The organism is Gallaecimonas zhanjiangensis (assembly GCF_057624825.1).
This window is the reverse complement of the sequence record NZ_CM172603.1, coordinates 3,391,066-3,412,810: the sequence shown is the minus strand read 5'-3', so window position 1 is coordinate 3,412,810 and position 21,745 is coordinate 3,391,066. Positions and strand designations below refer to the sequence as shown.

Below are 21,745 nucleotides of genomic sequence, written 5' to 3'. Positions count from 1 at the left end.
TTTTATTGAAAATGCGCGGCGGTCAGTACCACCAGCCATAAAAAGCACACCACCTGCACCATATAAAAGCCAAAACGCAGCAGGGTCATGGTGTTGGTTTGGATGAGATACACATGCACCAGCGATTGCGCCACCCTGGCTACCAGCACCGCCATACAGAGGCCGTCAATCAGCTCGCCCCTCAGCCCCGCTAAGTGCTGCACCACCACGATGGCGCCAAATACCGGCAGGTTTTCCACGCAATTGGCGTGGGCTCGCATCGCCCGCCGGTACCATTCGTCGCCGGTTACATCATCGGCCCGAAAACTGTTGATGGCCTGGCGCCCGGCCAAGATCCGGCTCCAGCGGTAAAAGCCCACCGTAAACAGCATCAGCACCAGGGTCCAGACGGCAAAACCCAGCAGGGTCCAAAGGGGGATGGTCATAGCGGCACCTTAAGGAACAACGGGTTATCAGGCTAAGTATCGGTCTTGGTCAGAGTTTTTACCTGCCGGCGAAGGCTCATGAGTACTGCTCCAGGGCCCAGGCCACCAGCAGAATAACCCCGGCCCAGAGCGCCAGCAGAAGGTAGCCTTTTTTCCAATACTGGTCGCTTTGCTGCTGGGACTGGCTGCGCCAGAACAAGCCGTGCTCAAGGCGTGGGCGCTGGCTGAGTAGGCTCACCAAGTAACCCACGGCAAAGCAGCAACCAAAGCCAAAGGCGTTCCACCACAACCAGGAGAGCGCCGGTAGCGCTATCCAGCAATAGAGGTTAAGGCCAAAACCGGCCAGCAACCCGGCCACGGCGCCGTTACCATTGGCGCGGCGGGTCAGCAGCCCCAGGGCAAAAACCGCCAATACCGGGCCGTTTATCAAAGAGCCGATGATATTGATGGCTTCCAGCACGGTGTCGGCGATGCGGCCCACGAAAAAGGCAAAGGTCAAGGTCACCGCGCCCCAGCACAGGGTGGTGAGCCGCGACAGGTTAAGCTCGGTTCTCTCGCTCCAGGCGCCGCGATGAAAGCGGCGGATAAAGTCTTCCATGGTGGTGGCGCTCAGGGAGTTGATCACCGAATCCAGCGATGACATGGCGGCGGCAAAGAGCGCCACCATGGCCAGCCCCACCAGCCCGGTCGGCAGCAGCTGGGTCATCATCAGCGGCACCGCCAGGTTGTAATTGGGGCTGGCGCCGTCCTTGGGCAACGCCTCGACAAAGCCCGGGTGGGCGCTGGCAAAGGCCGCCACCGCTACCCCCAGCAGGCAATAGAGCAGTACAAAGGGAAAGCGCAGCAAACCGTTTAGAAAGAGTGCTTTGCGGCCATCGTTAAGGCTCTGGGCGCAAAGCTCGCGCTGCACCTGGCTTTGATCGCAGCCGTAGTAGGACACATAGAGGAAAAAGCCGCCAATCAGCATGGGCCAGAAGGCAAATGTTTGGCCGTCACCCAGGCCGGAGGCGGCAAAGTCCAGGCTTTGAAGGCGCTCGGCGGGCAGCGCGGCAAAAACGGTACTGATGCCGCCAAGCTCTGCCACCAGCAGGGCCAGCAAGCCCGCCAACACCACCACCAAAATCAGCATTTGCAGCACGTCAGAATAAATAACTGCGCGAATGCCCCCCAGCACGTCATACACCAGGGTGATGGCGCCTATTAGCAATACCGACCAGAAGAACGACAGCCCGGTAATCAGCTCAATCACCAGCGAGATGCCGTACACCGTGACGGCGGTGGCAAAGGCCCGCACCAGCTGAAAAAGGCCGCTTAAGATAAGCCGAGTTTTAAGGTCAAAGCGCTTTTCCAGGTACTCGTACACCGAGATCAATCGCAGCCGGTAAAAGGCCGGGAACAAAAACACCATGATGGCAATCATCGCCAGCGGCACCGCCAGTTCGTACTGCAACCAAACCAGGCCGCCCCCGGCGGCAAAGGCCACGAAAGCCGGGGCGCCGAGAATGGAGCTGGTGGAGCATTGGGTGGCCATAGTGGAGATGGCGATGGCCCAGGGGCCAATGCCGTGGTTGCCCACGTAGTAATCTTCGCGCGAATGCTGGGAGCGGGAGAGATAGAGGCTCAACAGGATAAGGCCAACCAGATACAGGCCGATGACCAGCCAGTCGGCCCATCCGATTTGTGCAGACATAACAAATGCTTACCTTTTCCTTCCTGGATGTTTTTTAAGCTACCGAGGAAAGGGCAAGGATGCAAATGCCGCTAACAAAGCCCGCGCCAGGCGGGCACTTGGTTTAGCGGTGGCGTTTGATGCCGGTCAGTCGGCCTTGTTGATACAGCAATTGGTGCTGGCCTGTGGCCAGAGAAACTTGGTAGACGTGGCCGGTAAGGTCGCTGACAAAGGCCAGCTGATTGGCCAGATCCAAATCCAGGCCAATGGCTTCTTTAAAACCCCCGGCCACTATCTGGTGATCCTCCAGGCCCTGGGCGGTGATACGGGCCTTATTGAGGGTGTTGCCCTTAGGCTCGGCGCCGCGATCGCTCCAATACAAGGTGGCGTTGGCAAAATCGATCTCCAGATCGATAGGCTCGGGCAAGGCGCTCAGCAGGGTCTCGATATCGGTGCGGTTGATGGCATTTTGCCCTTGTGGGATCTCGATATTGGCGCGAAAGATGGCGCCCTGGTTGCCTTTGGACGGGCCTTTTTGGCTCCAATAGATTTTGCCGTTGGCATCGTCCACGGCAATCCCCACACATTGGTCGACAAAGTCGCGAGGCTCGGGCATCTTCGGCGCCCGCTGCACCAGTGTGGTAAGCGCGGTGCCGTCGGGGCGGCAGCGCATCACCCGGCCCCCTTCGCGGTCACAAAAATACAGCCAGGATTTGTCGGCGTTAAAGACAATCTGCTTGGGGGTGGTGATAACGCCGCCGCCCACCAGCATCCGCCGCTGGCTGCCGTCCAGGCGGGCCACTTCAATGGCACCATCCGGGCCGTTCCAGTCGGCGCCCATGTTGGTCCAGTAGATAAGCTCGTTTTCTTCGTCCAGCAATATGCCGTCCGGGTAGCCGCCCAGGTTGTTTATTACCGTGGAGTGGTGGCGGGTTAGCGGGTCGAGTTTCAAAATGGATGTGCTGTCCCAGTCTAAAAAGAACAACTGATTTTTTAAGGGTGAAGAAACTTCGGTATTCAACATGGGGACCTCGCAGCAATAAATAAAACGCCATTGGCACCCGAGGGAGATGTGCCAGCTCTGTATGTTCAATCGATGCCGTTTATGCTGCGCTTGCCAGCTATGTTTAGTGAATTGAGTTTTTTGGTGTGATTGTTTTAATTACTAAAATTGTACTCTATTTGTCTGATTTTAAATGCGTTTAATCGCTTTTGTTTTTAATTTTAAGGTGCCTGGGTTTCTATTTTTACCTTTACGTTTTCGTCAGCTTTAATAAGCAATTAAACAGTCATATTCCCGACATTTTTCAGACGTATTTCTTTTTGATACTGGCCGCTCTTTTCCCTACAAGGCCTAAATGAAATGTATAACAAGCCAACCTTTTATTTGTTACCGCTGCTGCTGCTCGGCGCCTGCTCTGACGATAACAACACCGCCGACACCACCCCCGAGCCGCCAGTGGCGCAAGGGCGCTGGGTTGCCGGTGATATCCACACCCATACCGCGGTCTCTGGTGATGCCCGGGTGCCCACCAGTGATGTTATCGACCACGCCTTTGCCAGCTTCGGGCTCGATTATTTGAGCCTGTCCAACCACATGCGCGATAACAGCCAAGACAACGACGACAACGACCTTGGCGAACAGCTTTACTACGACGCCCTGGTTAACTACGAGCAGCCGGCGGTGCAGGCCAAACAGGCCGAGTATCCGGGCAAAGTGCTGTGGTCGAGCTTCGAGTGGGACATGCCCACCCACGAGCACTACAACATCGGTATTTTGGGCGATCCCAAGGATCCCGAGGCACGGCTGGCGGCCATCAAGCAGTTTGAGTACGAGTTCAGTTACAAAAACAGCCTCAGCGATTTTGCCGCCAGTGACGTTGCCGCCTGGAACGCCGCCGGCGTGGTGCGCCAAAACAGCACCCATCAAGACGCCGTGGCGGCCCTGGCCTGGTTGCAGGCCAATTTCCCCACCACCAGCTATGGCATGCTGAGCCACCCGCGCCGCTACCGCTCCAGCTACACCATCAGTGACATTCGCGATCTCAACAACGCCGCCCCGGACGTGTTCTTCATGATTGAGGGCATAGTGGGCAACCAGTTCAACGGCAGCCGTGGCGACTATGGCGACAGCAGCGCCGGGCTGTTTGGCGGGGTTGACCCGACGGTTGCCGAAGTAGGGGGCTGGTGGGATGCGCTATTGGGTGAAGGGCGCCACGTCTGGAACATGGCCAACTCGGATTTCCACTTCAAGGCCATCGTGCCCTACGCCAGCGGCTACTACCCCGGTGAATATGCCAAGACCTACACCTGGGTCGACAGCTCCAGCCCGGATGCCGCCGCAGTGCTTGCCGGGCTGCGCTCGGGCAACAGTTTTGCGGTGACAGGGGATCTCATCAACGCCCTGGATGTTGAGCTGGCCACCACCAGTGCCAAGGCCGTTATGGGCCAGACCCTCGCGGCCGCCAATGGCGACACCGTGACGCTGACCATCCGCGTGAAGAGCCCGACTGCCAACAACAAAGAGCCAGACCTTGGCGACGGCAACTACGTGGGCACCAACCCCGGGCTTGACCATATCGACCTTATCGCCGGTAACGTCACCACCAAGGCCGAGCCCGGTACCGATGCCTACGCCAAAGACACCAACGACAGCACCCTGGTGGTGAAGACCTTTACCGCCAGTGACTGGACCCTTGATGCCGACGGCTACTACAACATGAGCTTCAGCTTTGTTGCCAACGGCCACCAGTACTTTCGCCTGCGCGGCACCAACCTCGGCTACAACGTGACCGGCCAAACCAGCAAGGGTAACCCCGAGCTGGACGCCCAAACCCCCATTGCCGATGGCCAGGCGGTGCAGGATTGGTATAACCAGCTTAACGATCGCAACTATGACGATCTGTGGTTCTACTCCAACCCGGTTTTCATCAACGCCAGCTAACCGCGTACTTCCATAAAAAAAGCCCCGCAAGCGGGGCTTTTTCACCAAGCACTCACAGCCTTATTTTTGCTGGGCGCGCTCGAAGGAAGTCATGATTTCTTCTTTGGCGGCAGCGGCATCGGCCCAGCCTTCCACTTTTACCCATTTGCCGGGCTCGAGCTCTTTGTAGCGCTCGAAGAAGTGGGTTATCTGGTTTTTCAGCAGCTCAGGCAAGTCGGTGACGTCTTTAACGTCGTCATAGATCTTGGTGAGCTTGGATACCGGCACGGCAACCACTTTGGCGTCTTCACCGGACTCGTCGGTCATCTTCAGCACGCCAACCGGGCGGCAACGGATAACGGCGCCGTGGATCAGCGGGTAGGGGGTGGGCACCAGTACGTCTACCGGGTCACCGTCCAGGCTCAGGGTGTGGTTCACGTAGCCGTAGTTGCAGGGGTAGAACATGGGGGTGGACATGAAGCGGTCAACGAAAACGGCGCCGCTGTCCTTGTCTACTTCGTACTTGATAGGGCTGGCGTTGGCCGGGATCTCGATGATGACGTTGATCTCGTCGGGGAGGTTCTTGCCAGCAGGTACCTGATTCAGGCTCATAGGTGTTGTCCTTTCAACTCTCACTTGGTTCAGGCGCCTATTATAGCGGCCTGTCCGTGACTGACTAGGCTGCGGTGCGACTTTGCCGCACCGCCGTTTCAGCGCTGGTGGCTGTAGTATTGCTCGACGGCGCCCACCTCGTTGGCGGCCCCCAATACTACGGCTACCCGCTGGTGAATTTGTTCCGGTTGAATATCGAGAATACGCTCGGTGCCGGTAGAAGCGCGGCCGCCAGCTTGCTCAATCAGCATGGCCATGGGGTTGGCTTCGTACATCAGGCGCAGTTTACCGGGTTTTTCCGGTGCCCGGCGATCCCAGGGATAACTGAACAGGCCGCCCCGGCAAAGGATGCGGTGCACATCGGCCACCATGGCCGCCACCCAGCGCATATTGAAATTCTTGCCGCGGGGGCCTTCGCTGCCTTTGAGCAGGTCGTCGATGTAGTCCTGCATCGGCTTGGCCCAGTGGCGCTGGTTGGACATATTAATGGCAAATTCCTGGGTGTCGGGCGCAATCTCCACCTTGTTCACGGTGAGCAGGTACTCGCCGAGGGTTTGGTCCAGGGTGAACATCTTCACGCCGTTACCTGTGGTCAGCACCAGCAGGGTAGCAGGGCCGTACACCACGTAACCGGCGGCAACCTGCTGGCTGCCCGGTTGCAAGAACGAGGACTCGTCAACCACCAGCGAATCGTTGGCACGGTAGATAGAGAAAATGGTGCCAACCATGGCGTTGATGTCGATGTTGGACGAACCGTCCAGCGGGTCGAAGGCTATGAGGAACTGGCCGTCGATGTCGCCCACCACGATGTCGTCTTCTTCTTCCGAGGCCAGGGCTTTGACCAGGCCGCTTTGCAGCAGCAGATCTTTGAGCAGGTCATTGGAGATAACATCCAGCTTCTTTTGCACTTCGCCCTGGACGTTTTCGTCTTCGGTTGAGCCCAGCACACCCGCCAGGGCGCCCTGGTGCAGGCGAAAATTGATTTCTTTGCAGGCCACACCCACGGTCTGGAGCAGGCTTATCAGGGCGTTGTCGACCCCGTCTTGGCGAAGGGCGTTAACCAAAGATTGCATGGACAGTATTCCCGGCGGCTGAAAAAAGCGCCGTCATGATAAACGATTTCGCCCCGCCCTCACAGGGCGTGCTGTTAAGCTTTCTGCGCCGGATTGTGCTGTTACACTAGGCGCCAGGATACTAATTAATGAAGCGCATCATGCATATACACATTTTGGGGATCTGCGGGACCTTTATGGGCGGCTTGGCCCAACTGGCCCGGGAGCTGGGCCACAAGGTGACCGGCTCTGACCAGAACGTTTACCCGCCCATGAGCACCCAGCTGGAAGCCGCCGGCATTGTGCTGACCGAAGGCTACGACCCTGCGCAGCTCGACCCCGCCCCAGATTTGCTGGTGGTGGGCAACGCCATGAGCCGGGGCAACCCCTGCGTGGAAGCGGCCCTGAATTTGGGCATTCCTTATGTGTCAGGCCCCCAATGGCTGTTTGATGCGGTGCTCAAAGACCGCTGGGTGCTGGCGGTTAGCGGCACCCACGGCAAAACCACCACCACCTCCATGCTGACTTGGATTTTAGAAGACGCCGGCCTCAACCCGGGCTTTTTGGTGGGCGGGGTGCCGGCCAACTTTGGCCATTCCGCGCGCCTGGGCGACGCACCGTTTTTTGTGGTAGAAGCGGACGAATACGACACCGCGTTTTTTGATAAGCGCTCCAAGTTCGTGCACTACCGGCCGCGCACCCTCATCATCAATAACCTCGAATTCGACCACGCCGATATCTTCACCGACTTGGCCGCTATCCAGCGCCAGTTCAACCATTTGCTGCGGATGGTGCCGGGTAAAGGCCTGGTGATTGTGCCCTCCAAAGACCAAAACGTGGCCGCCACCCTGGAGCAGGGCTGCTGGAGCGAGGTATTGCGCCTGGGTGAAGATCTCAAGGCCGAGCTTATCAAGGGCGATGGCAGCCAGTTCACCGTGCACAGCGGCGACGAAGCAGTAGAAGTGAGCTGGGAACTGGTGGGGATGCACAACGTCCACAATGGCCTGGCCGCCATTGCGGCCGCCCGTCATGCCGGGGTGCCGCTCAAGGTGGCCGCCGAAGCCCTTGGCCGCTTTAAAAACGTGGCCCGGCGCCTGGAATTCAAAGGTGAAGTGGGCGGCGTTGCGGTTTACGACGACTTTGCCCATCATCCCACCGCCATTGCCACCACCATCGACGGCCTGCGCCGCAAAGTGGGCGGCGAGCGCATTCTGGCGGTACTGGAACCCCGCTCCAACACCATGAAGGCCGGGGTGCACGCCGACCAGCTTAACGACGCGGTCAAGGCCGCCGACCGGGTGTTCTGGTTTGAGCCCCACGGCCTTAAGTGGTCCATCAAAGACCTGTGCCACGAATCCCTGGTGCCGGCCAGCTACAGCGACAACGTCGACACTTTGGTGCAGATGCTGATAAGTGAGGCCAGGGCCGGGGACCATATCCTGGTAATGAGCAACGGCGGCTTTGGCGGCATCCACCAAAAACTGCTCGCCGCCCTGGAGACCGGCCGTGACTGACAAAGCTCTGACCCTCGCCATTACCGGCGCCTCTGGCGCGCCTTACGCGCTGCGATTGATGGAATGCGTGCTGGCGGCCGGCTGGCAGCTGCATCTGCTTATCTCCTCGGCGGCCAAGGTGGTGCTGGCCACCGAGACACCCCTTAAGATCCCGGCCAAGCCCGAGGCGGCCGAGGCCTTTTTGACCGAGCACTTCAAGGCCAAGCCCGGCCAGCTCAGGGTGTACGGCAAGGACGACTGGTTCTCGCCAGTGGCCTCCGGCTCGGCGGCGCCCAAGACCATGGTGGTTTGCCCTTGCTCCACCGGTACTTTGTCGGCCATCGCCCAGGGCGCCTCGGACAACCTGCTGGAGCGGGCCGCCGACGTGGTTATCAAGGAGCGCGGCCAGCTTATTCTGGTCGCCAGAGAAACCCCGCTGTCGGCCATTCACCTTGAAAACATGCTGAAACTGGCCCGCCTTGGGGTCACCATCATGCCGGCGGCGCCGGGGTTTTATCACGAGCCGCAGTCCATCGACGACCTGGTGGATTTCATGGTGGCCAGGGTGCTTGACCATATCGGCCTGGAGCAGGGCCTGGTGCCCCGCTGGGGCTATGGAAAGGCCTGAGATTGGCGTATCCTTGCCGCCCAAGTTGTGCACGGGAGAGAAAGATGAAACACCGGGTTGATGTCCTCATCAGCGAAGCCGACGTCAAGGCCAGGGTTGACGCCATGGCCAGAGAAATCGAAAACAGCTACCAGCCGGGAGACGAAATTCTGCTGGTGGGCCTGCTGCGCGGCTCCGTGGTGTTCCTGGCAGACCTTGCCCGGGCGCTGAACATGAGCGCCGAGTTCGATTTCATGACCGTCTCCAGCTACGGCAGCTCCATGCATTCGAGCCGCGACGTGAAAATCATCAAAGACCTGGACGAAGACATTCAGGGCCGCCATGTGTTGATCGTCGAAGACATCATCGATACCGGCAACACCCTCTCCAAGGTGGTCAAGGTGCTGCAAACCCGTGACCCCAAGAGCATCAAACTCTGCACCCTGCTGGACAAACCGTCGCGCCGGGAAGTGGACGTGCCGGTGGATTTTATCGGCTTTACCATCCCCGACGAGTTCGTGGTGGGCTATGGCATCGATTGGGCGCAAAAATACCGAAACCTGCCCCATATCGGCATCGTGGTGCCGCTGGAATAACAAAAAGCCCGGCAGATGCCGGGCTTTTTCGTGGGCGGGGGGTTACGAATTGAAGTAACCGCTCAGCACCTTGTCTCTGGCCGGGACTATGTCTTCCTGGCTGTTGATGGTCAGGCCCAGCTCTTGCAGCTCGCCGTCGGCCACACCGTAGATCCAGCCGTGAATAGACAGCTTTTGCCCTTCGTTCCAGGCCTTTTGTACGGCAGGTGAGCGGGCCACGCGGCATACCGCTTCCAGCACGTTGAGCTCGCACAGGCGGTTGGCCTGCTCGGTAAAGGTCAGGCCGTCCAGCAGTGACGCGTAACGCTCGGCTACTTCTTTTAAGTCCAGCAGCCATTGGCCCAGGCTACCCTCGGCGCCGCCTTGCAAGGCCGCTTGCACGCCGCCGCAGCCATAGTGGCCGCAGACGATGACATGGCGCACTTTCAGGGCGCCAACCGCAAAGTCGATAACTGACTGGCAGTTCACATCGGTGGTCAGCACCTGGTTGGCCACGTTGCGGTGCACAAACAGCTCGCCCGGCAACAGGCCGGTAAGCTGCTCTGCCGGTACCCGTGAATCGGCGCAGCCAATCCAAAGCAGGTGGGGATTTTGACGTTCGGCCAGACGTTCAAAGAAGGTCGGGTCGTTCTCGCGCATCTGATGAGACCACTCGCGGTTGTTGGCGAGCAGTGTTTTGGGATCTTTCATTTACAAGAAGTCTCGGCGGAACAGTGCCCACAGTTTACCCATTGCGGCGCGGTGAACAAAGCCGAGCAGTCTGGGAAGCAAAAAGGCCAGCTGTAAAGCTGGCCTTTGGGGAATGATTTAGCGGGGGCGGCGGCCTTGCTGCTCGCGAGGGCGGGCCTCGTTGACCACTAGGTTGCGGCCCTGGTACTCCTGGCCGTTCAGGCCCTTGATGGCGGCCTCGCCAGTGGCCTTGTCTGCCATTTCGACAAAACCGAAGCCCTTGGAGCGGCCGGTTTCTTTATCTTTGACGATGTGAGCACGTTGAACTTCACCGTACGGACTGAACAGCTCTGCCAGATCGTTAGACTCAACACGAAACGGCAGATTAGATACGAACAGATTCATCGATCATTCTCATAAAATCGTGCTACTGGGCTTTACGACCGACCCTACCCGTAGCACGCCAATGTCGGGGCAGCCGGCACACCTGAGTGTTGACCGGCCTAATATAGCTCAAAAATCAACCAAGAAAAGTGCCTTGTTTCAACAAGTCCCGAGAATTTTTTGTGATTCTGGCCAGGGGCCGCAGCGGGCAGGCAGTTGCCGGGCAGGTGCCCACGCAGATGCTATCCTTTGTCAGGTTCATCCCGCAGTTTCCTCTATTAATCAAGCTCCTATGATGGATGCCCGCAAGGATGGGGTTGGCTTGGACCTCTACACAGAAATACTCGAACTCGTTGATAAGCAAGGTATTGCTAATGGCTAACCCTCCCTTTTGGCAGTCGTTGCGCGTGCGTTTGCTGGCAATGATGGTGGTGATGATTTTGGGTGTGGCCATCATTGGGATTTGGCTGGAAAACCGTGCCGATATGGCCGCGCTGCAACGTCAGGCGCAAGATGAAGCGGCGCTGGTGGCCTCGCTGGTCCATGCCGGTATGGACGACACCCGTGACTTGAGTGCCGAGTTTGCTGCCCTGGCTAAGCAGCCGCTGCTGTCGAGACTGCTCATCGTCGAGCAGGGCCGGGTAGTGGAAAGCAGTGGCCCCTTCAATGGCCAACTTCTGGCCGACCTTAACAGCAACGTCTGGTTACCGGCCGTGGCGCTGGATGAAAAGCCCCACAGTTACGCCAGTGATAGCCAGAGCCTCTTTGTGTTCCCTTTTGCTGACGACGGGCGCTATCTGCTGCTGTGGTTTGACACCCAGCCCTCGGCCGATACCCAGTTTGCCAATCGCATTCGCCTGCTGGGGCTGGCGCTGGTAGTGGCCATGGTGGCTGGCATTGCCTTTTATGTGGTTTCCCAGCGCTTGCTAAATGCTCCTCTCAACATTCTGGTGGCGGTATTGCAGCGCCGTATTAAGGGAGAACGGCAGGCGCGGGTACCGACACTTGGCACCCATGAGCTTGGCCAGCTAGGGCATTGGCTGAACCAAACCATGGACAGCGAAGATGCCGCTCTTGAAGCGCTGCGGCTCAGCAACCTGGAAGGTGAAGACCAAAAGGCACGCTTTTTGCGCATTTTCAAAGTGATGCCAGATCTGGTGACGGTCACGGTGCTGGATGATGGCACCTTGGTGGACGTCAATGAAAACTGGGTAAAAGCCACTGGCTGGCCCAAGCAAGAGGCCATAGGTAAAACCGCCACACAGCTGGGGTTGTGGCTAGATCCGGCTGACCGTGAAAAGCTACTTGGGCAGATAAGGGATAACCTGCTTCATGCCGCGCGCATCCAGTTTCAAAGCCGCTGGGGCGACAAGATAGAGGCCGAAGCCTCAGGCTGCGTTTTTGAAGAGCAAGGGAAACGGTACCTGCTGCTATCGCTTCGGGACATCAGCGACCGGCTGCGCAAGGAAAGAGACTTGCACCTTTTGGCCCAGGTGGTGGAAGTGAGCCTGGATGGGGTGATGATCACCGACGCCAGCCAGTCCATCCTGGCGGTTAATAGCGCCTTTACCGCCATAACCGGTTTTAGCGCCGACGATGTGGTGGGCCATACCCCCAGGGTGTTGAGTTCTGGCTATCAGGAACGGCAGTTTTATCAGCGGATGTGGCAGCAAATTCACATACAGGGCATGTGGCAGGGGGAGATCTGGAATAAGCGTAAAAGCGGCGAGATTTACCCGCAGTGGCTCAGCATCCGCAGTGTTAAAGACGATGACGGTCAGATACTGCATTATGTGGCGGTATTTAGCGACATTACCGACCGCAAGGCGGCAGAAGCGCGCATTGCCTTTTTGGCCTACCACGACCCGCTAACTGGCCTGCCCAATCGCACCTGGCTGGTGGATAAATGCGAAAACGCCATCAGCCAGGCCCGCCAGCAGCAGCATATGCTGGCCCTGGTGTATCTCGACCTTGACCGGTTCAAATCGGTCAACGACAGCCTGGGCCACGATATCGGTGATGCCCTGCTCAACGAAGTGGTTAAACGCATCAAGCCGCTGTGCATGGCCGACGAGTTGTTGTCGCGCCAGGGCGGGGATGAGTTTCTTATCCTGCTACCCAATATTGAGAACTGTCGGCGGGTAGAGATGCTGGTGGAGCGAATCTTGGCGGTGATGAGCGAGCCGTTCAGCGTGGGCGGCCATCGGCTGTGGATCAGCACCTCCATTGGTGTGTCAGTATTCCCTGAAGATGGCGACAACGCCGCCCAATTGCTGCGAAAAGCCGATACCGCGCTTTATCATGCCAAAGACAGTGGCCGCAGCACTTTCAGTTTCTTTGCCCGTGACATGGACAAAAACCTTACCGAGCGCCTGCAAATGGAAGCGGCGCTCAAAGAGGCCATTGGCACCGAGCAGTTGCAGCTGTATTACCAGCCCCAGGTACTGATCAGCACCGGCCAAGTGGTAGGGGTCGAGGCGTTGATGCGCTGGAACAGCCCCGAGCTTGGCAGCGTGTCGCCTGGGCGCTTTATCCCGCTGGCCGAGGAAACCGGCCTTATCATGCCCCTTGGTGCCTGGTGCCTGGAAGAAGCCTGCCGGCAATTGGCCCAGTGGCGGCTGCTGGGTTTTAACGGCTTGATGGCGGTGAATATTTCAGTGCGGCAAATATTGCGGGCCGATTTTTTTGACCTGCTTGAAGCAGTGCTGGCGCAAAGTGCAATTCCTGCCGACCGCCTGGAGCTGGAGCTGACCGAAAGCCTGATGATGGACAACGTCGAGGCCAGCCTCGAGGTAGTGCAGCGGCTTAAAGGGCTGGATGTAAGCCTTGCCATTGACGATTTCGGTACAGGTTACTCGAGCTTGAGTTATTTAAAGCGCTTTGCCGTGGATTGCCTGAAAATCGACCAGAGCTTTATTCGCGGCCTGCGGGAAGACAACCAACAGGCCCGCTCCCTTATTCGCGCCATAGTGCAGATGGCCCATAACCTTGAGCTCAACGTGGTAGCCGAAGGGGTAGAAACCCCGGAGCAGCTGGCTATTCTTACCGCCGAAGAGGTGGACGTGGCCCAGGGCTATTACCTTGGCAAGCCGATGGCGGCCTCGGAAGTGGAAGTGATCTTACGCAACCAAGGGGCAACGCTGCGGGTCAACGAAAAGGGCTAGGGCTGTGACACTGTATTTCACAGATACCATTTCCATTTGATTTATAAGGCTATTTTTTAAGGCGGAATGCTGGCGTGGTCGGCATCTATCGATGAATTTGCGTATAATGGCCGGATTCAATCGGGAGGTACCATGTCAGCAAGCCCCATTGCGCTGGATATCAGCAATCTCAAAAAGACCTACAAGGGCGGTACCGAGGCCCTCAAGGGTATCGACCTGCAGGTCACCCAGGGCGACTTCTTTGCCCTGCTCGGCCCCAACGGCGCCGGCAAATCCACCACCATTGGCATCTTGTCCTCCTTGGTCAACAAGAGTGAAGGCAAGGTCAGCATCTTTGGGCACGACCTGGACAGCGACCCGGTATCGGCCAAAAGCGCCCTGGGCCTGGTACCCCAGGAGTTTAACTTCAACCAGTTTGAAACCGTGCAGCAGGTGGTGGTCAACCAAGCGGGCTATTACGGCGTACCTCGGCCGGTAGCGCTGAAAAAGGCCGAACAGCTGCTAAAAGAGCTGGACCTTTGGGGCAAGAAAGACGCCCGCACCCGCGAGCTTTCCGGCGGCATGAAGCGCCGGCTGATGATAGCCCGCGCCCTGGTACATGAGCCCAAGCTGCTTATTCTTGACGAGCCCACTGCTGGGGTCGATATCGAAATTCGCCGCACCATGTGGCGCTATCTGCGGCAGCTCAATGAAGAGGGGCTGACCATCATCCTGACTACCCACTACCTCGAAGAAGCCGAGATGCTGTGCCGCAACATCGCCATCATCGACCATGGCCGCATCATCGAGAACACCACCATGAAGGGGCTGCTGGGTAAGCTCAATACCGAGACCTTCATCCTGGATCTGGCCGCTGACGCCCCTGAGGCCAAGCTTGATGGCTTTGAGACCAAGCTGCTGGACGGCAACAGCCTGGAAGTGCAGGTAGCCAAGGAAGCTGGCCTTAATCCACTGTTTGCCCAGTTGTCCGCTCAGGGTATTGAAGTGCTCAGCATGCGCAACAAGGCCAATCGTCTCGAAGAACTCTTTGTCACCCTGGTCGAGAACGGCCGCAACGGAGGACAGGCATGAACAGCCGTAACCGTATTGCCCTGAATTCCATCGTCTACAAGGAAATCAACCGCTTCATGCGGATCTGGGTGCAAACCCTGGTGCCGCCGGCCATCACCATGACCCTCTATTTCATCATCTTCGGCAGCCTCATCGGCAGCCGGGTGGGCAAGATGGGCGGTTATGACTACATGGAGTTCATTGTGCCCGGCCTCATCATGATGTCGGTGATCACCAACTCCTATTCCAACGTGGCATCGAGCTTCTTCTCGGCCAAGTTCCAGCGTTTCATCGAGGAAATGCTGGTGGCGCCTATCCCCAACAGCATCATCATCTGGGGCTTTGTGGCCGGTGGCATGGCAAGGGGCCTGTTGGTGGGCGCGATTGTGACCGTGGTGTCGTTTTTCTTCGCCCATATCCAAATCCAGCATCCGCTGGTGGTGGTGGTGACCGTCTTGCTAACCTCGTTGCTGTTCAGCCTCGGCGGCCTTTTGAACGCCATCTTTGCCAAGAGCTTCGACGATATCTCCATTGTGCCCACTTTCATATTGACCCCGCTGACCTACCTTGGCGGCGTGTTCTACTCCATCAGCCTGCTGCCGGGCTTCTGGCAGGGCCTGAGCCACATCAACCCCATCCTCTACATGGTTAACGCCTTTCGCTACGGCTTTTTGGGCTCGGCGGATATTGCCCTGTGGCAGGCCTTTACGGTACTGACGGTGATGATTGTGGCCATGTATGGCCTGGCTCTTTACCTCATCAAGAACGGTGTAGGGCTGCGCCACTGATGACGGCAAGGGCGGTCAGCAGTAATCAGCTGGGGCTGCACGACAAGCTGGACGAGGTGGTGCTGCGCCACCTCGCTCATGACTTTCAAAAGCCCTATGCCGAGCACAGCCTGGCCGCCTTTAGCGAACTCGAAAAGTGGCTGGCGGGCCGCTCCCGGCCTCTGGTACTGGATAGTTGCTGCGGGGTAGGGCAGAGCACGGCGCTGCTGGCCGAGCGTCACCCCGAGGCGCTGGTGCTGGGCGTGGACAAATCGGCTCACCGCCTTGGTAAACACGCGCACTATGCCCTGGCCCGTGATAACTACTTGGTGCTGCGGGCCGATCTTAACGATCTGTGGCGGCTGATGGCCGAGCACGGTTATTTTCCCAGCCACCATTACCTGCTCTACCCCAACCCCTGGCCCAAAGCTGCCCACTTGGGCCGGCGCTGGCACGGCAGCCCGGCCTTTAAGGCGCTGCTGGCCCTGGGTGGCCAGCTGCAGCTGCGCTCCAACTGGCGGCTTTATATCGAGGAGTTTGCCAGGGCGCTTAGCCTTGCCGGCAAAGACGCGGTGCAAAGCGAAGCCAAAGGTGCCGCCATGACCCCCTTTGAACACAAGTACCGGGCTGCCGGGCAGCAATGCTGGCAGCTGGACGCCCATTTGGGGGCTGGCTAGAGTTAAGGGTGAGCACCACCATTAACGGGGCCGCCATGAAAGACTTAGTGAAGGTAAAACTGTTGGTGATCGCCACGGGAGCGGCGCTGCTACTGGCCCTTGAAGGGATTTATCTGTGGGCCATGATGGAATAACGAAAAACGCCGGCAAAAGCCGGCGTTTTCTTTGTCCAGATCAATATCAGGCAACCTGTACAGGAATATCCTTACTGGTACGCACGATGTTGTTCTTGGCATCAAGGTAGACAAGGCTGGGCTTGTGCTTCTTGGCTTCGGCATCATCGAGGCGGACAAAAGCGCAGATGATCACGCGGTCACCTTGCTTGGCCTTGTGGGCTGCCGCACCGTTGACGGAGATCACTTTGGAACCACGTTCGCCGCTGATGGCGTAGGTGGTGAAGCGCTCACCGTTGTCGATGTTGTAAATCTGGATCTCTTCGTATTCCAGAATGCCGGCAGCGTCCAGGAAGTCCTGGTCGATGGCACAGGAACCTTCATATTCCAGAACAGAGTGGGTTACTCGGGCCTGGTGCAGTTTGCCTTGCAGCATGACTCTTTGCATGGCTAAAAATCCTATGTTTCTTCGCGACCTTTACGGGGAAACGCGGCTATCGTACCACGTAGCCGAGAAAGTCGGCGCAATATAAACCAATTCGGTTAGGCCTGCAAATCTACTCGCAGGTTGTCGATGAGCCGCGCTTTACCCAGGTAGGCCGCAGCCAATAAAACCAATTCCTTATCCTCTTTTGCTGCCGGCAGCAGGGTGTCAGCGTTGAGGATATAAAGGTAATCGGGCTTAAATCCGGCTTGGCTGAGCTGGGCTTTGCCCTGGTCGATAAGGGCGGCAAAATCCTGCTCACCCTGGGTGAGGCTATCGCTCATGGCATTGAGGGTGGCGTAAAGGGTTGGCGCCTGGGCGCGCTCCTCGCTGGTGAGGTAGCCGTTACGGGAGCTAAGGGCCAGGCCGTCTTCAGCGCGCACCGTCTCAACACCTTTGATGTCGATGGGCATGGCCAAATCTTCGACCATACGGCGAATAACGGCCAACTGCTGGTAGTCCTTGGTGCCAAAGCAGGCGATATCGGGCTGAACCAGGTTAAAGAGCTTGCACACCACCGTCGCCACACCGCGAAAATGCCCGGGGCGGGTCTGGCCACAGTACAGATCGGAAATGGCGGGCACTTCCACCTTGGTGTGGCCTTCCATACCGTTGGGGTAGAGGGCCTCTACGCTCGGCATGAACAGCAGATCCACCCCTTCTTCGAACAGGGCGCTGGAGTCTTCGTCCGGCGTTCGCGGGTAGGCCGACAGGTCCTCGTTGGCCCCAAACTGCATGGGGTTGACGAAAATGGAGACCACCACCCGGTCGGCCAATTGCTTGGCTTCCCTGACCAAAGTCAGGTGCCCCTGGTGCAGGTTGCCCATGGTGGGGACCAGGGCGACCCGCTCCCCTTTCTGGTGCCAGGCCTTTACCTGGGCGCGCAGATCTTTAACGGAATGCACGGTGCGCATTCTATGGTTACCTCAATCAAAGGAGTGCTCGGCCGCCGGGAAACGCCCTTCGGCCACGTCGGAAACATAACGGGCAACCGCGTCTTGCATGTTGCCGGTTTCTATCAGGAAATTCTTGGAGAACTTGGGAATATGCCCGGCGCTGATGCCAAACAGGTCGTGCATCACCAGTACCTGGCCGTCGGTGTCGGGGCCGGCGCCAATGCCGATAACCGGAATGCTGAGCGCCTCGGTTACCGCCTTGGCCACCTTCTTGCTGACACATTCAATCACCAACAGCTGGGCGCCAGCGGCTTCCACGGCTTTGGCTTCACGCAGAATGCGGGCGGCGTCTTCTTCGCTCTTGCCCTGCACCTTATAGCCACCCATCACATGTACCGATTGGGGCATCAGGCCGATGTGGGCGCACACCGGCACTGAGCGCTCCACCAGGGTACGGATGGTGTCGCACACCCACTCACCGCCTTCAAGCTTGACCATCTGGGCGCCGGCGCGCATCAGCATGGCGGCATTTTCGCAGGCCTGCTGGGGGGTGGCGTAACTCATAAACGGCAGGTCGGCGACGATAAGGGCGCCCTGGGTAGCGCGGCGTACGCAGCGGGTGTGGTAGGCGATGTCTTCGGTGGTAACGCCCAGGGTGTCGTCCAGGCCCTGGACTACGTTGCCAAGGGAGTCGCCAATCAGCAACATGGCAACGCCCTGCTCGTCAAAAAGCTGGGCAAAACTGGCGTCGTAGGCGGTGAGGGTCGCGAACTTCTCACCTTTTTGTTTCATCTTATGCAGGGTGGAAATGCTGGTGCGCTTTTTGAGCGCCGCTTCGTTTACCTTGCTCATAAGAGGACCTTCCGAGCGAAATTAGGGCGATTACTCTAACTCAAGGTGCAGCCGACTCAAAGAGGCGCTGCTACCTTGACCAGCTCCCCGGCTTGGGAAGGCAGGTTTTCCAAGGACTCCCCGTCTGGTAATACCAGTTTGGGAGCCAGCTCTTTCAAGGGGTCTAGGACAAAAGGGCGGGCTTTAAGGCCCTCATGGGGCACCGTAAGCCTGGGCAGTGCCAGCCGCTGCTGGCCGTAAAGCAGCAGGTCTAAATCCAGGGTGCGCTCGCCCCAGCGCCGCTGGCGCACTCGCCCCTGGCGCTGCTCTATGGCTTGCAGGGCGTCCAGCAACGCCAAAGGGGGCAGAGCAGTATCCAGAGCCGCCACGGCATTGACATAGTCAGGCTGGTCTTGCGGCCCCATGGGTTTGGAGCCGTAGAAACTGGAACTGGCCACCAGCGTGCTGTGCTCGATGGTAGCCAGGTGATGCAGGGCCTGCCAAAGCTGGCGGGCGGGGCTGGCCAAATTGGCGCCCAGCCCGATATAGGCCCTGACCCTCACGCCTCGCCTTGGGTACGGGGGCGAGGTTTGCGCTTACGGGGCTTGCGGCGTTTGGGGCCTTTGGCTTCAAACAGGCCAGACACCAACTGCTGGCGGCCGCTGCCGTCGGTTTCCTGATACTGGTGCCACCACTGGGCCAGGGCCTTGATCTCCTTGCCTTCCACTTCGCCACGCATTTCCAGGAAATCAAAAGCGGCGCGAAAACGCGGGTGCTCGAACAGGCGGTCGGCGCGGCGGCCGGCGCGTTTGTCCAGGCGGGTCTGCAAGGTCCAAATCTCGCGGATGGTGGTGGTAAAGCGGCGCGGAATGGCGATGCGTTTGCATTGCTCGTCCAGCACTTCGTTCATGGCTATCTGATAGGCGTCGTTGGTGGGCAGGCCAGACTCCAAGAGGATGTCCTGGGCTCTGACGTCCAGCACCGGCCACAGCAGGGCGGCAAACAAGAATGCCGGGGTGCTTTTCAGATCGTTACGGACCCGATAGTCGGTGTTCTCAAGGGCCAGCTCGATAAAGCGGCCAGCGCGCGGGTCGTCCAAAAACGGCACCAGGCTCGGGAACAGCCGTTGCAGCAGGCCGTACTCGCTCAGCATCTGGAAGTTATCCAGGCCTTTGCCGGCCATGAACAGCTTGAGGCTCTCTTCAAAAAGGCGCGCTGCCGGAATGTCGTCCAGCAGTGGCGCCAATTCGCGGATGGGAGCGGCAGTCGCCGGGGCGATATCCATGCCGAGCTTGGTGGCAAAGCGCACCGCCCGCAGCATCCGTACCGGATCTTCGCGGTAGCGGGTGGCAGGGTTGCCAATCAGCTCGATACGGCGGTTCTCCAGCGCCTTCATGCCGCCAGCAAAGTCGAGGATGCTGTAATCGGCGATGTTGTAGTAAAGGGCGTTGATGGAGAAATCGCGGCGCAGGGCGTCTTCTTCGACCGAGTCGGAGTAGGCGTTGTCGCGCAGCAGCATGCCTTCGTCGGAGCGGGCGGCCTGGGGGTCGTCGGTCTGGCTGCCCCGGAAGGTGGCCACTTCGATGATGTCGCGGCCAAAGAGGATATGGGCCAGGCGGAACCGCCGCCCAACCAGGCGGCAGTTGCGGAACAGTTTTTTGATGTCGTCAGGCCTGGCGTTGGTAACGATGTCAAAATCCTTGGGCTGAAGGCCCAACAGCAGATCGCGGACACCGCCGCCCACCAGATAAGCCTGGTAACCGGCCTTGTTGAGGCGGTAAAGCACCTTGAGCGCGTTGTCGCTGATGTCCTTGCGACTGATGGAGTGGTCGTCCCTGGGGATAACGCTGGTGACTTCTTCTTCTTTACCGCCGACAACCCGGCGACAAAAATCAATAACTCTGGAAATGATGGCGTTCACCTGAATGCACATACAAGCTGATTAAGGCGCAAATCATACCCGAGCTTGCGCCGGTTGAGAATCATCCAGCCATGACCATTGCATGATGGCGTCTTTGAGCATGGCCTCTACCGAGCTGTCGTCGCGCCCTTCAAGGCCAAGATAACCAAGGGCCATGTTGAGCGCCGGTAGCGGATTGGCATCGTCAATGGGGGCGGCGTGGTTCTGTTTGGAGAGCTTCTGGCCGTCTTCGCCCATCACCAGCGGCAGGTGCAGATACCGGGTCTGCTGGGCGCCAAAGGCCCGGTACAGCTGCAATTGCCAGACGGTGGCCTCCAGCAGATCGGCCCCCCGCACAATTTGGGTAACGCCCTGGTCGATATCGTCGCTCACCACCGCCAGTTGGTAGGCGAAAAGGCCGTCTTTACGGTGGATAATGAAATCTTCACAGGCTAGGGCTGCCGGTACCGTTATTTGGCCCAGGCGCCGGTCGGTAAATTGGCTTTGGGGTTCGTCGTTTTTAAAGCGCAGCGCCGCAGCCTCAGCAGTTGCCGGGCATCGGCACAGTTCGCGCTGGTGTAGGCCTTGGGCTTTGAGTTGCTTGCGGGTACAGGCGCAGCGATAACTCAGCCCGTTGCTGGCTAAAAAGGCCAGGCGTTCACGGTAGCGGTCATGGCAGGCGCTTTGATAGCGAACGGCGCCGTCCCAATGCAGGCCAAAGGCATCCAGGGTACGTAAGATGGCGTCGCTGGCACCGGGCACTTCACGGGGAGGGTCGATATCTTCGATACGGAGCAGCCAGCGGCCTTGGTGGCGTTTGGCGTCCAGAAAAGAACCAAGGGCCGCCACCAGGGAACCCAGGTGTAACGGCCCTGAAGGGCTTGGGGCAAAACGCCCCACATAACCGGGCATCAGCCGGCCATTTGCTTCTCGCGGATCTCTGCCAGGGTTTTGCAGTCAATGCAAAGTTCGGCAGTAGGGCGGGCTTCGAGGCGGCGAATGCCGATCTCAACACCGCAAGACTCACAGTAGCCGTAATCACCGTCTTCGATGATCTGCAGGGTCTTTTCAATCTTCTTAATCAGCTTGCGCTCGCGGTCGCGGGTGCGCAGCTCCAGACTGAACTCTTCCTCTTGCGAGGCCCTGTCGGCCGGGTCGGCGAAGTTGGCTGCTTCATCCTTCATGTGGGTCACGGTCCGATCCACTTCTTCCCTGAGCTGGCGACGCCATGCTTCGAGGATCTTGCGAAAATGCGCAAGCTGAGCCTCGCTCATGTACTCTTCGCCTGGCTTCTCTTGATAAGGCTCCACCTCGGCAATTGCCAGGACCCCCAGGGAGCTTTTCTTCTTGATTTCAGCCATGCTGACTCTCCTAATCATCAGGATGATGTGAGCCTTCAGCTCGTTTAAGGCGGCTATCTATAGCAGATAGTC

General features: G+C 58.5%; 22 protein-coding genes. 8 read left to right on the top strand and 14 right to left on the bottom strand.

What is annotated here, in order from left to right; genetic code table 11:
* Positions 1-2: 2 nt before the first annotated feature.
* The 3 genes from AC22G1_RS16150 to AC22G1_RS16140 form a co-directional block, all read right to left on the bottom strand.
* The gene (locus tag AC22G1_RS16150; protein ID WP_123420362.1) at positions 3-425 is read right to left on the bottom strand and encodes an MAPEG family protein; all 423 of its coding nucleotides are present in this window, start codon (positions 423-425) and stop codon (positions 3-5) included.
* Between the two features lie 76 nt (positions 426-501).
* Positions 502-2,115, bottom strand: a complete 1,614-nt coding sequence (locus tag AC22G1_RS16145) for a sodium:solute symporter family protein (RefSeq protein WP_487314273.1) — start codon at positions 2,113-2,115, stop codon at positions 502-504.
* Between the two features lie 103 nt (positions 2,116-2,218).
* Positions 2,219-3,079 (bottom strand): YncE family protein, encoded by an 861-nt coding sequence (locus AC22G1_RS16140; RefSeq protein WP_487314272.1) that lies wholly within the window; start codon positions 3,077-3,079, stop codon positions 2,219-2,221.
* A 378-nt stretch (positions 3,080-3,457) separates the two neighbouring features.
* Between AC22G1_RS16140 and AC22G1_RS16135 the strand changes: the two genes are divergently transcribed.
* Positions 3,458-5,038 carry a CehA/McbA family metallohydrolase domain-containing protein gene (locus AC22G1_RS16135; protein WP_487314271.1) on the top strand — a complete coding sequence of 527 codons (1,581 nt, stop codon included), beginning with the start codon at positions 3,458-3,460 and terminating at the stop codon, positions 5,036-5,038.
* Positions 5,039-5,098: 60 nt separating this feature from the next.
* Here AC22G1_RS16135 and ppa read toward each other — a convergent pair whose 3' ends face one another.
* Positions 5,099-5,629, bottom strand: coding sequence for an inorganic diphosphatase (gene ppa, locus AC22G1_RS16130; protein ID WP_487314270.1), 531 nt, complete (start codon positions 5,627-5,629; stop codon positions 5,099-5,101).
* Between the two features lie 98 nt (positions 5,630-5,727).
* The gene (locus AC22G1_RS16125) at positions 5,728-6,702 is read right to left on the bottom strand and encodes a class 1 fructose-bisphosphatase (RefSeq protein ID WP_487314269.1); all 975 of its coding nucleotides are present in this window, start codon (positions 6,700-6,702) and stop codon (positions 5,728-5,730) included.
* A gap of 140 nt (positions 6,703-6,842) precedes the next feature.
* On the opposite strand from AC22G1_RS16125, the gene mpl reads away from it, so the two are divergent.
* From mpl to hpt, 3 genes are read left to right on the top strand one after another with little or no spacing between them, the layout of a single operon-like run.
* Positions 6,843-8,195: a UDP-N-acetylmuramate:L-alanyl-gamma-D-glutamyl-meso-diaminopimelate ligase gene (gene mpl / locus AC22G1_RS16120; RefSeq protein WP_417362663.1), complete on the top strand. Its 1,353-nt coding sequence runs from the start codon at positions 6,843-6,845 to the stop codon at positions 8,193-8,195.
* Positions 8,188-8,802: a flavin prenyltransferase UbiX gene (locus tag AC22G1_RS16115; RefSeq protein WP_417362665.1), complete on the top strand. Its 615-nt coding sequence runs from the start codon at positions 8,188-8,190 to the stop codon at positions 8,800-8,802. Before mpl ends, AC22G1_RS16115 begins: the two co-directional genes overlap by 8 nt.
* A gap of 44 nt (positions 8,803-8,846) precedes the next feature.
* Entirely contained in the window at positions 8,847-9,377 is a 531-nt protein-coding gene (gene hpt, locus AC22G1_RS16110; RefSeq protein WP_487314268.1) for a hypoxanthine phosphoribosyltransferase, read from the top strand.
* A 42-nt stretch (positions 9,378-9,419) separates the two neighbouring features.
* Here hpt and can read toward each other — a convergent pair whose 3' ends face one another.
* Positions 9,420-10,067 carry a carbonate dehydratase gene (gene can, locus AC22G1_RS16105; protein WP_487314267.1) on the bottom strand — a complete coding sequence of 216 codons (648 nt, stop codon included), beginning with the start codon at positions 10,065-10,067 and terminating at the stop codon, positions 9,420-9,422.
* 117 nt (positions 10,068-10,184) lie between these two features.
* A complete protein-coding gene (gene rbp / locus AC22G1_RS16100; protein ID WP_487314266.1) occupies positions 10,185-10,451 on the bottom strand; it encodes an RNA-binding regulator in 267 nt (88 codons plus the stop codon).
* Between the two features lie 353 nt (positions 10,452-10,804).
* Here rbp and AC22G1_RS16095 point away from each other — a divergent pair, with 353 nt between their 5' ends.
* From AC22G1_RS16095 to trmB, 4 genes are all read left to right on the top strand, one after another.
* The gene (locus AC22G1_RS16095; protein ID WP_487314265.1) at positions 10,805-13,594 is read left to right on the top strand and encodes an EAL domain-containing protein; all 2,790 of its coding nucleotides are present in this window, start codon (positions 10,805-10,807) and stop codon (positions 13,592-13,594) included.
* 132 nt (positions 13,595-13,726) lie between these two features.
* Positions 13,727-14,665 carry an ABC transporter ATP-binding protein gene (locus AC22G1_RS16090; protein ID WP_487314264.1) on the top strand — a complete coding sequence of 313 codons (939 nt, stop codon included), beginning with the start codon at positions 13,727-13,729 and terminating at the stop codon, positions 14,663-14,665.
* Positions 14,662-15,432 (top strand): ABC transporter permease, encoded by a 771-nt coding sequence (locus tag AC22G1_RS16085; protein ID WP_487314263.1) that lies wholly within the window; start codon positions 14,662-14,664, stop codon positions 15,430-15,432. Before AC22G1_RS16090 ends, AC22G1_RS16085 begins: the two co-directional genes overlap by 4 nt.
* Positions 15,432-16,088, top strand: coding sequence for a tRNA (guanine(46)-N(7))-methyltransferase TrmB (gene trmB / locus AC22G1_RS16080; protein ID WP_487314262.1), 657 nt, complete (start codon positions 15,432-15,434; stop codon positions 16,086-16,088). Before AC22G1_RS16085 ends, trmB begins: the two co-directional genes overlap by 1 nt.
* A gap of 180 nt (positions 16,089-16,268) precedes the next feature.
* On the opposite strand, the gene panD is transcribed toward trmB, so the two are convergent.
* The 7 genes from panD to dksA all read right to left on the bottom strand — a co-directional run bounded on the left by panD (position 16,269) and on the right by dksA (position 21,673).
* Entirely contained in the window at positions 16,269-16,649 is a 381-nt protein-coding gene (panD, locus tag AC22G1_RS16075; protein ID WP_050657773.1) for an aspartate 1-decarboxylase, read from the bottom strand.
* Positions 16,650-16,744: 95 nt separating this feature from the next.
* Complete coding sequence (gene panC / locus AC22G1_RS16070) at positions 16,745-17,599, bottom strand: pantoate--beta-alanine ligase (RefSeq protein ID WP_487314261.1); 855 nt, start codon at positions 17,597-17,599, stop codon at positions 16,745-16,747.
* Positions 17,600-17,611: 12 nt separating this feature from the next.
* Positions 17,612-18,433, bottom strand: coding sequence for a 3-methyl-2-oxobutanoate hydroxymethyltransferase (panB, locus tag AC22G1_RS16065; protein ID WP_487314260.1), 822 nt, complete (start codon positions 18,431-18,433; stop codon positions 17,612-17,614).
* 56 nt (positions 18,434-18,489) lie between these two features.
* Entirely contained in the window at positions 18,490-18,975 is a 486-nt protein-coding gene (gene folK / locus AC22G1_RS16060; protein WP_487314259.1) for a 2-amino-4-hydroxy-6-hydroxymethyldihydropteridine diphosphokinase, read from the bottom strand.
* Positions 18,972-20,324: a polynucleotide adenylyltransferase PcnB gene (gene pcnB, locus AC22G1_RS16055; protein WP_487316741.1), complete on the bottom strand. Its 1,353-nt coding sequence runs from the start codon at positions 20,322-20,324 to the stop codon at positions 18,972-18,974. The genes folK and pcnB overlap by 4 nt, the downstream gene beginning before the upstream one ends.
* A 42-nt stretch (positions 20,325-20,366) precedes the next feature.
* Entirely contained in the window at positions 20,367-21,224 is an 858-nt protein-coding gene (gluQRS, locus tag AC22G1_RS16050; protein ID WP_487314258.1) for a tRNA glutamyl-Q(34) synthetase GluQRS, read from the bottom strand.
* Entirely contained in the window at positions 21,224-21,673 is a 450-nt protein-coding gene (dksA, locus tag AC22G1_RS16045) for an RNA polymerase-binding protein DksA (protein ID WP_487314257.1), read from the bottom strand. The genes gluQRS and dksA overlap by 1 nt, the downstream gene beginning before the upstream one ends.
* Between the last annotated feature and the right edge of the window lie 72 nt (positions 21,674-21,745).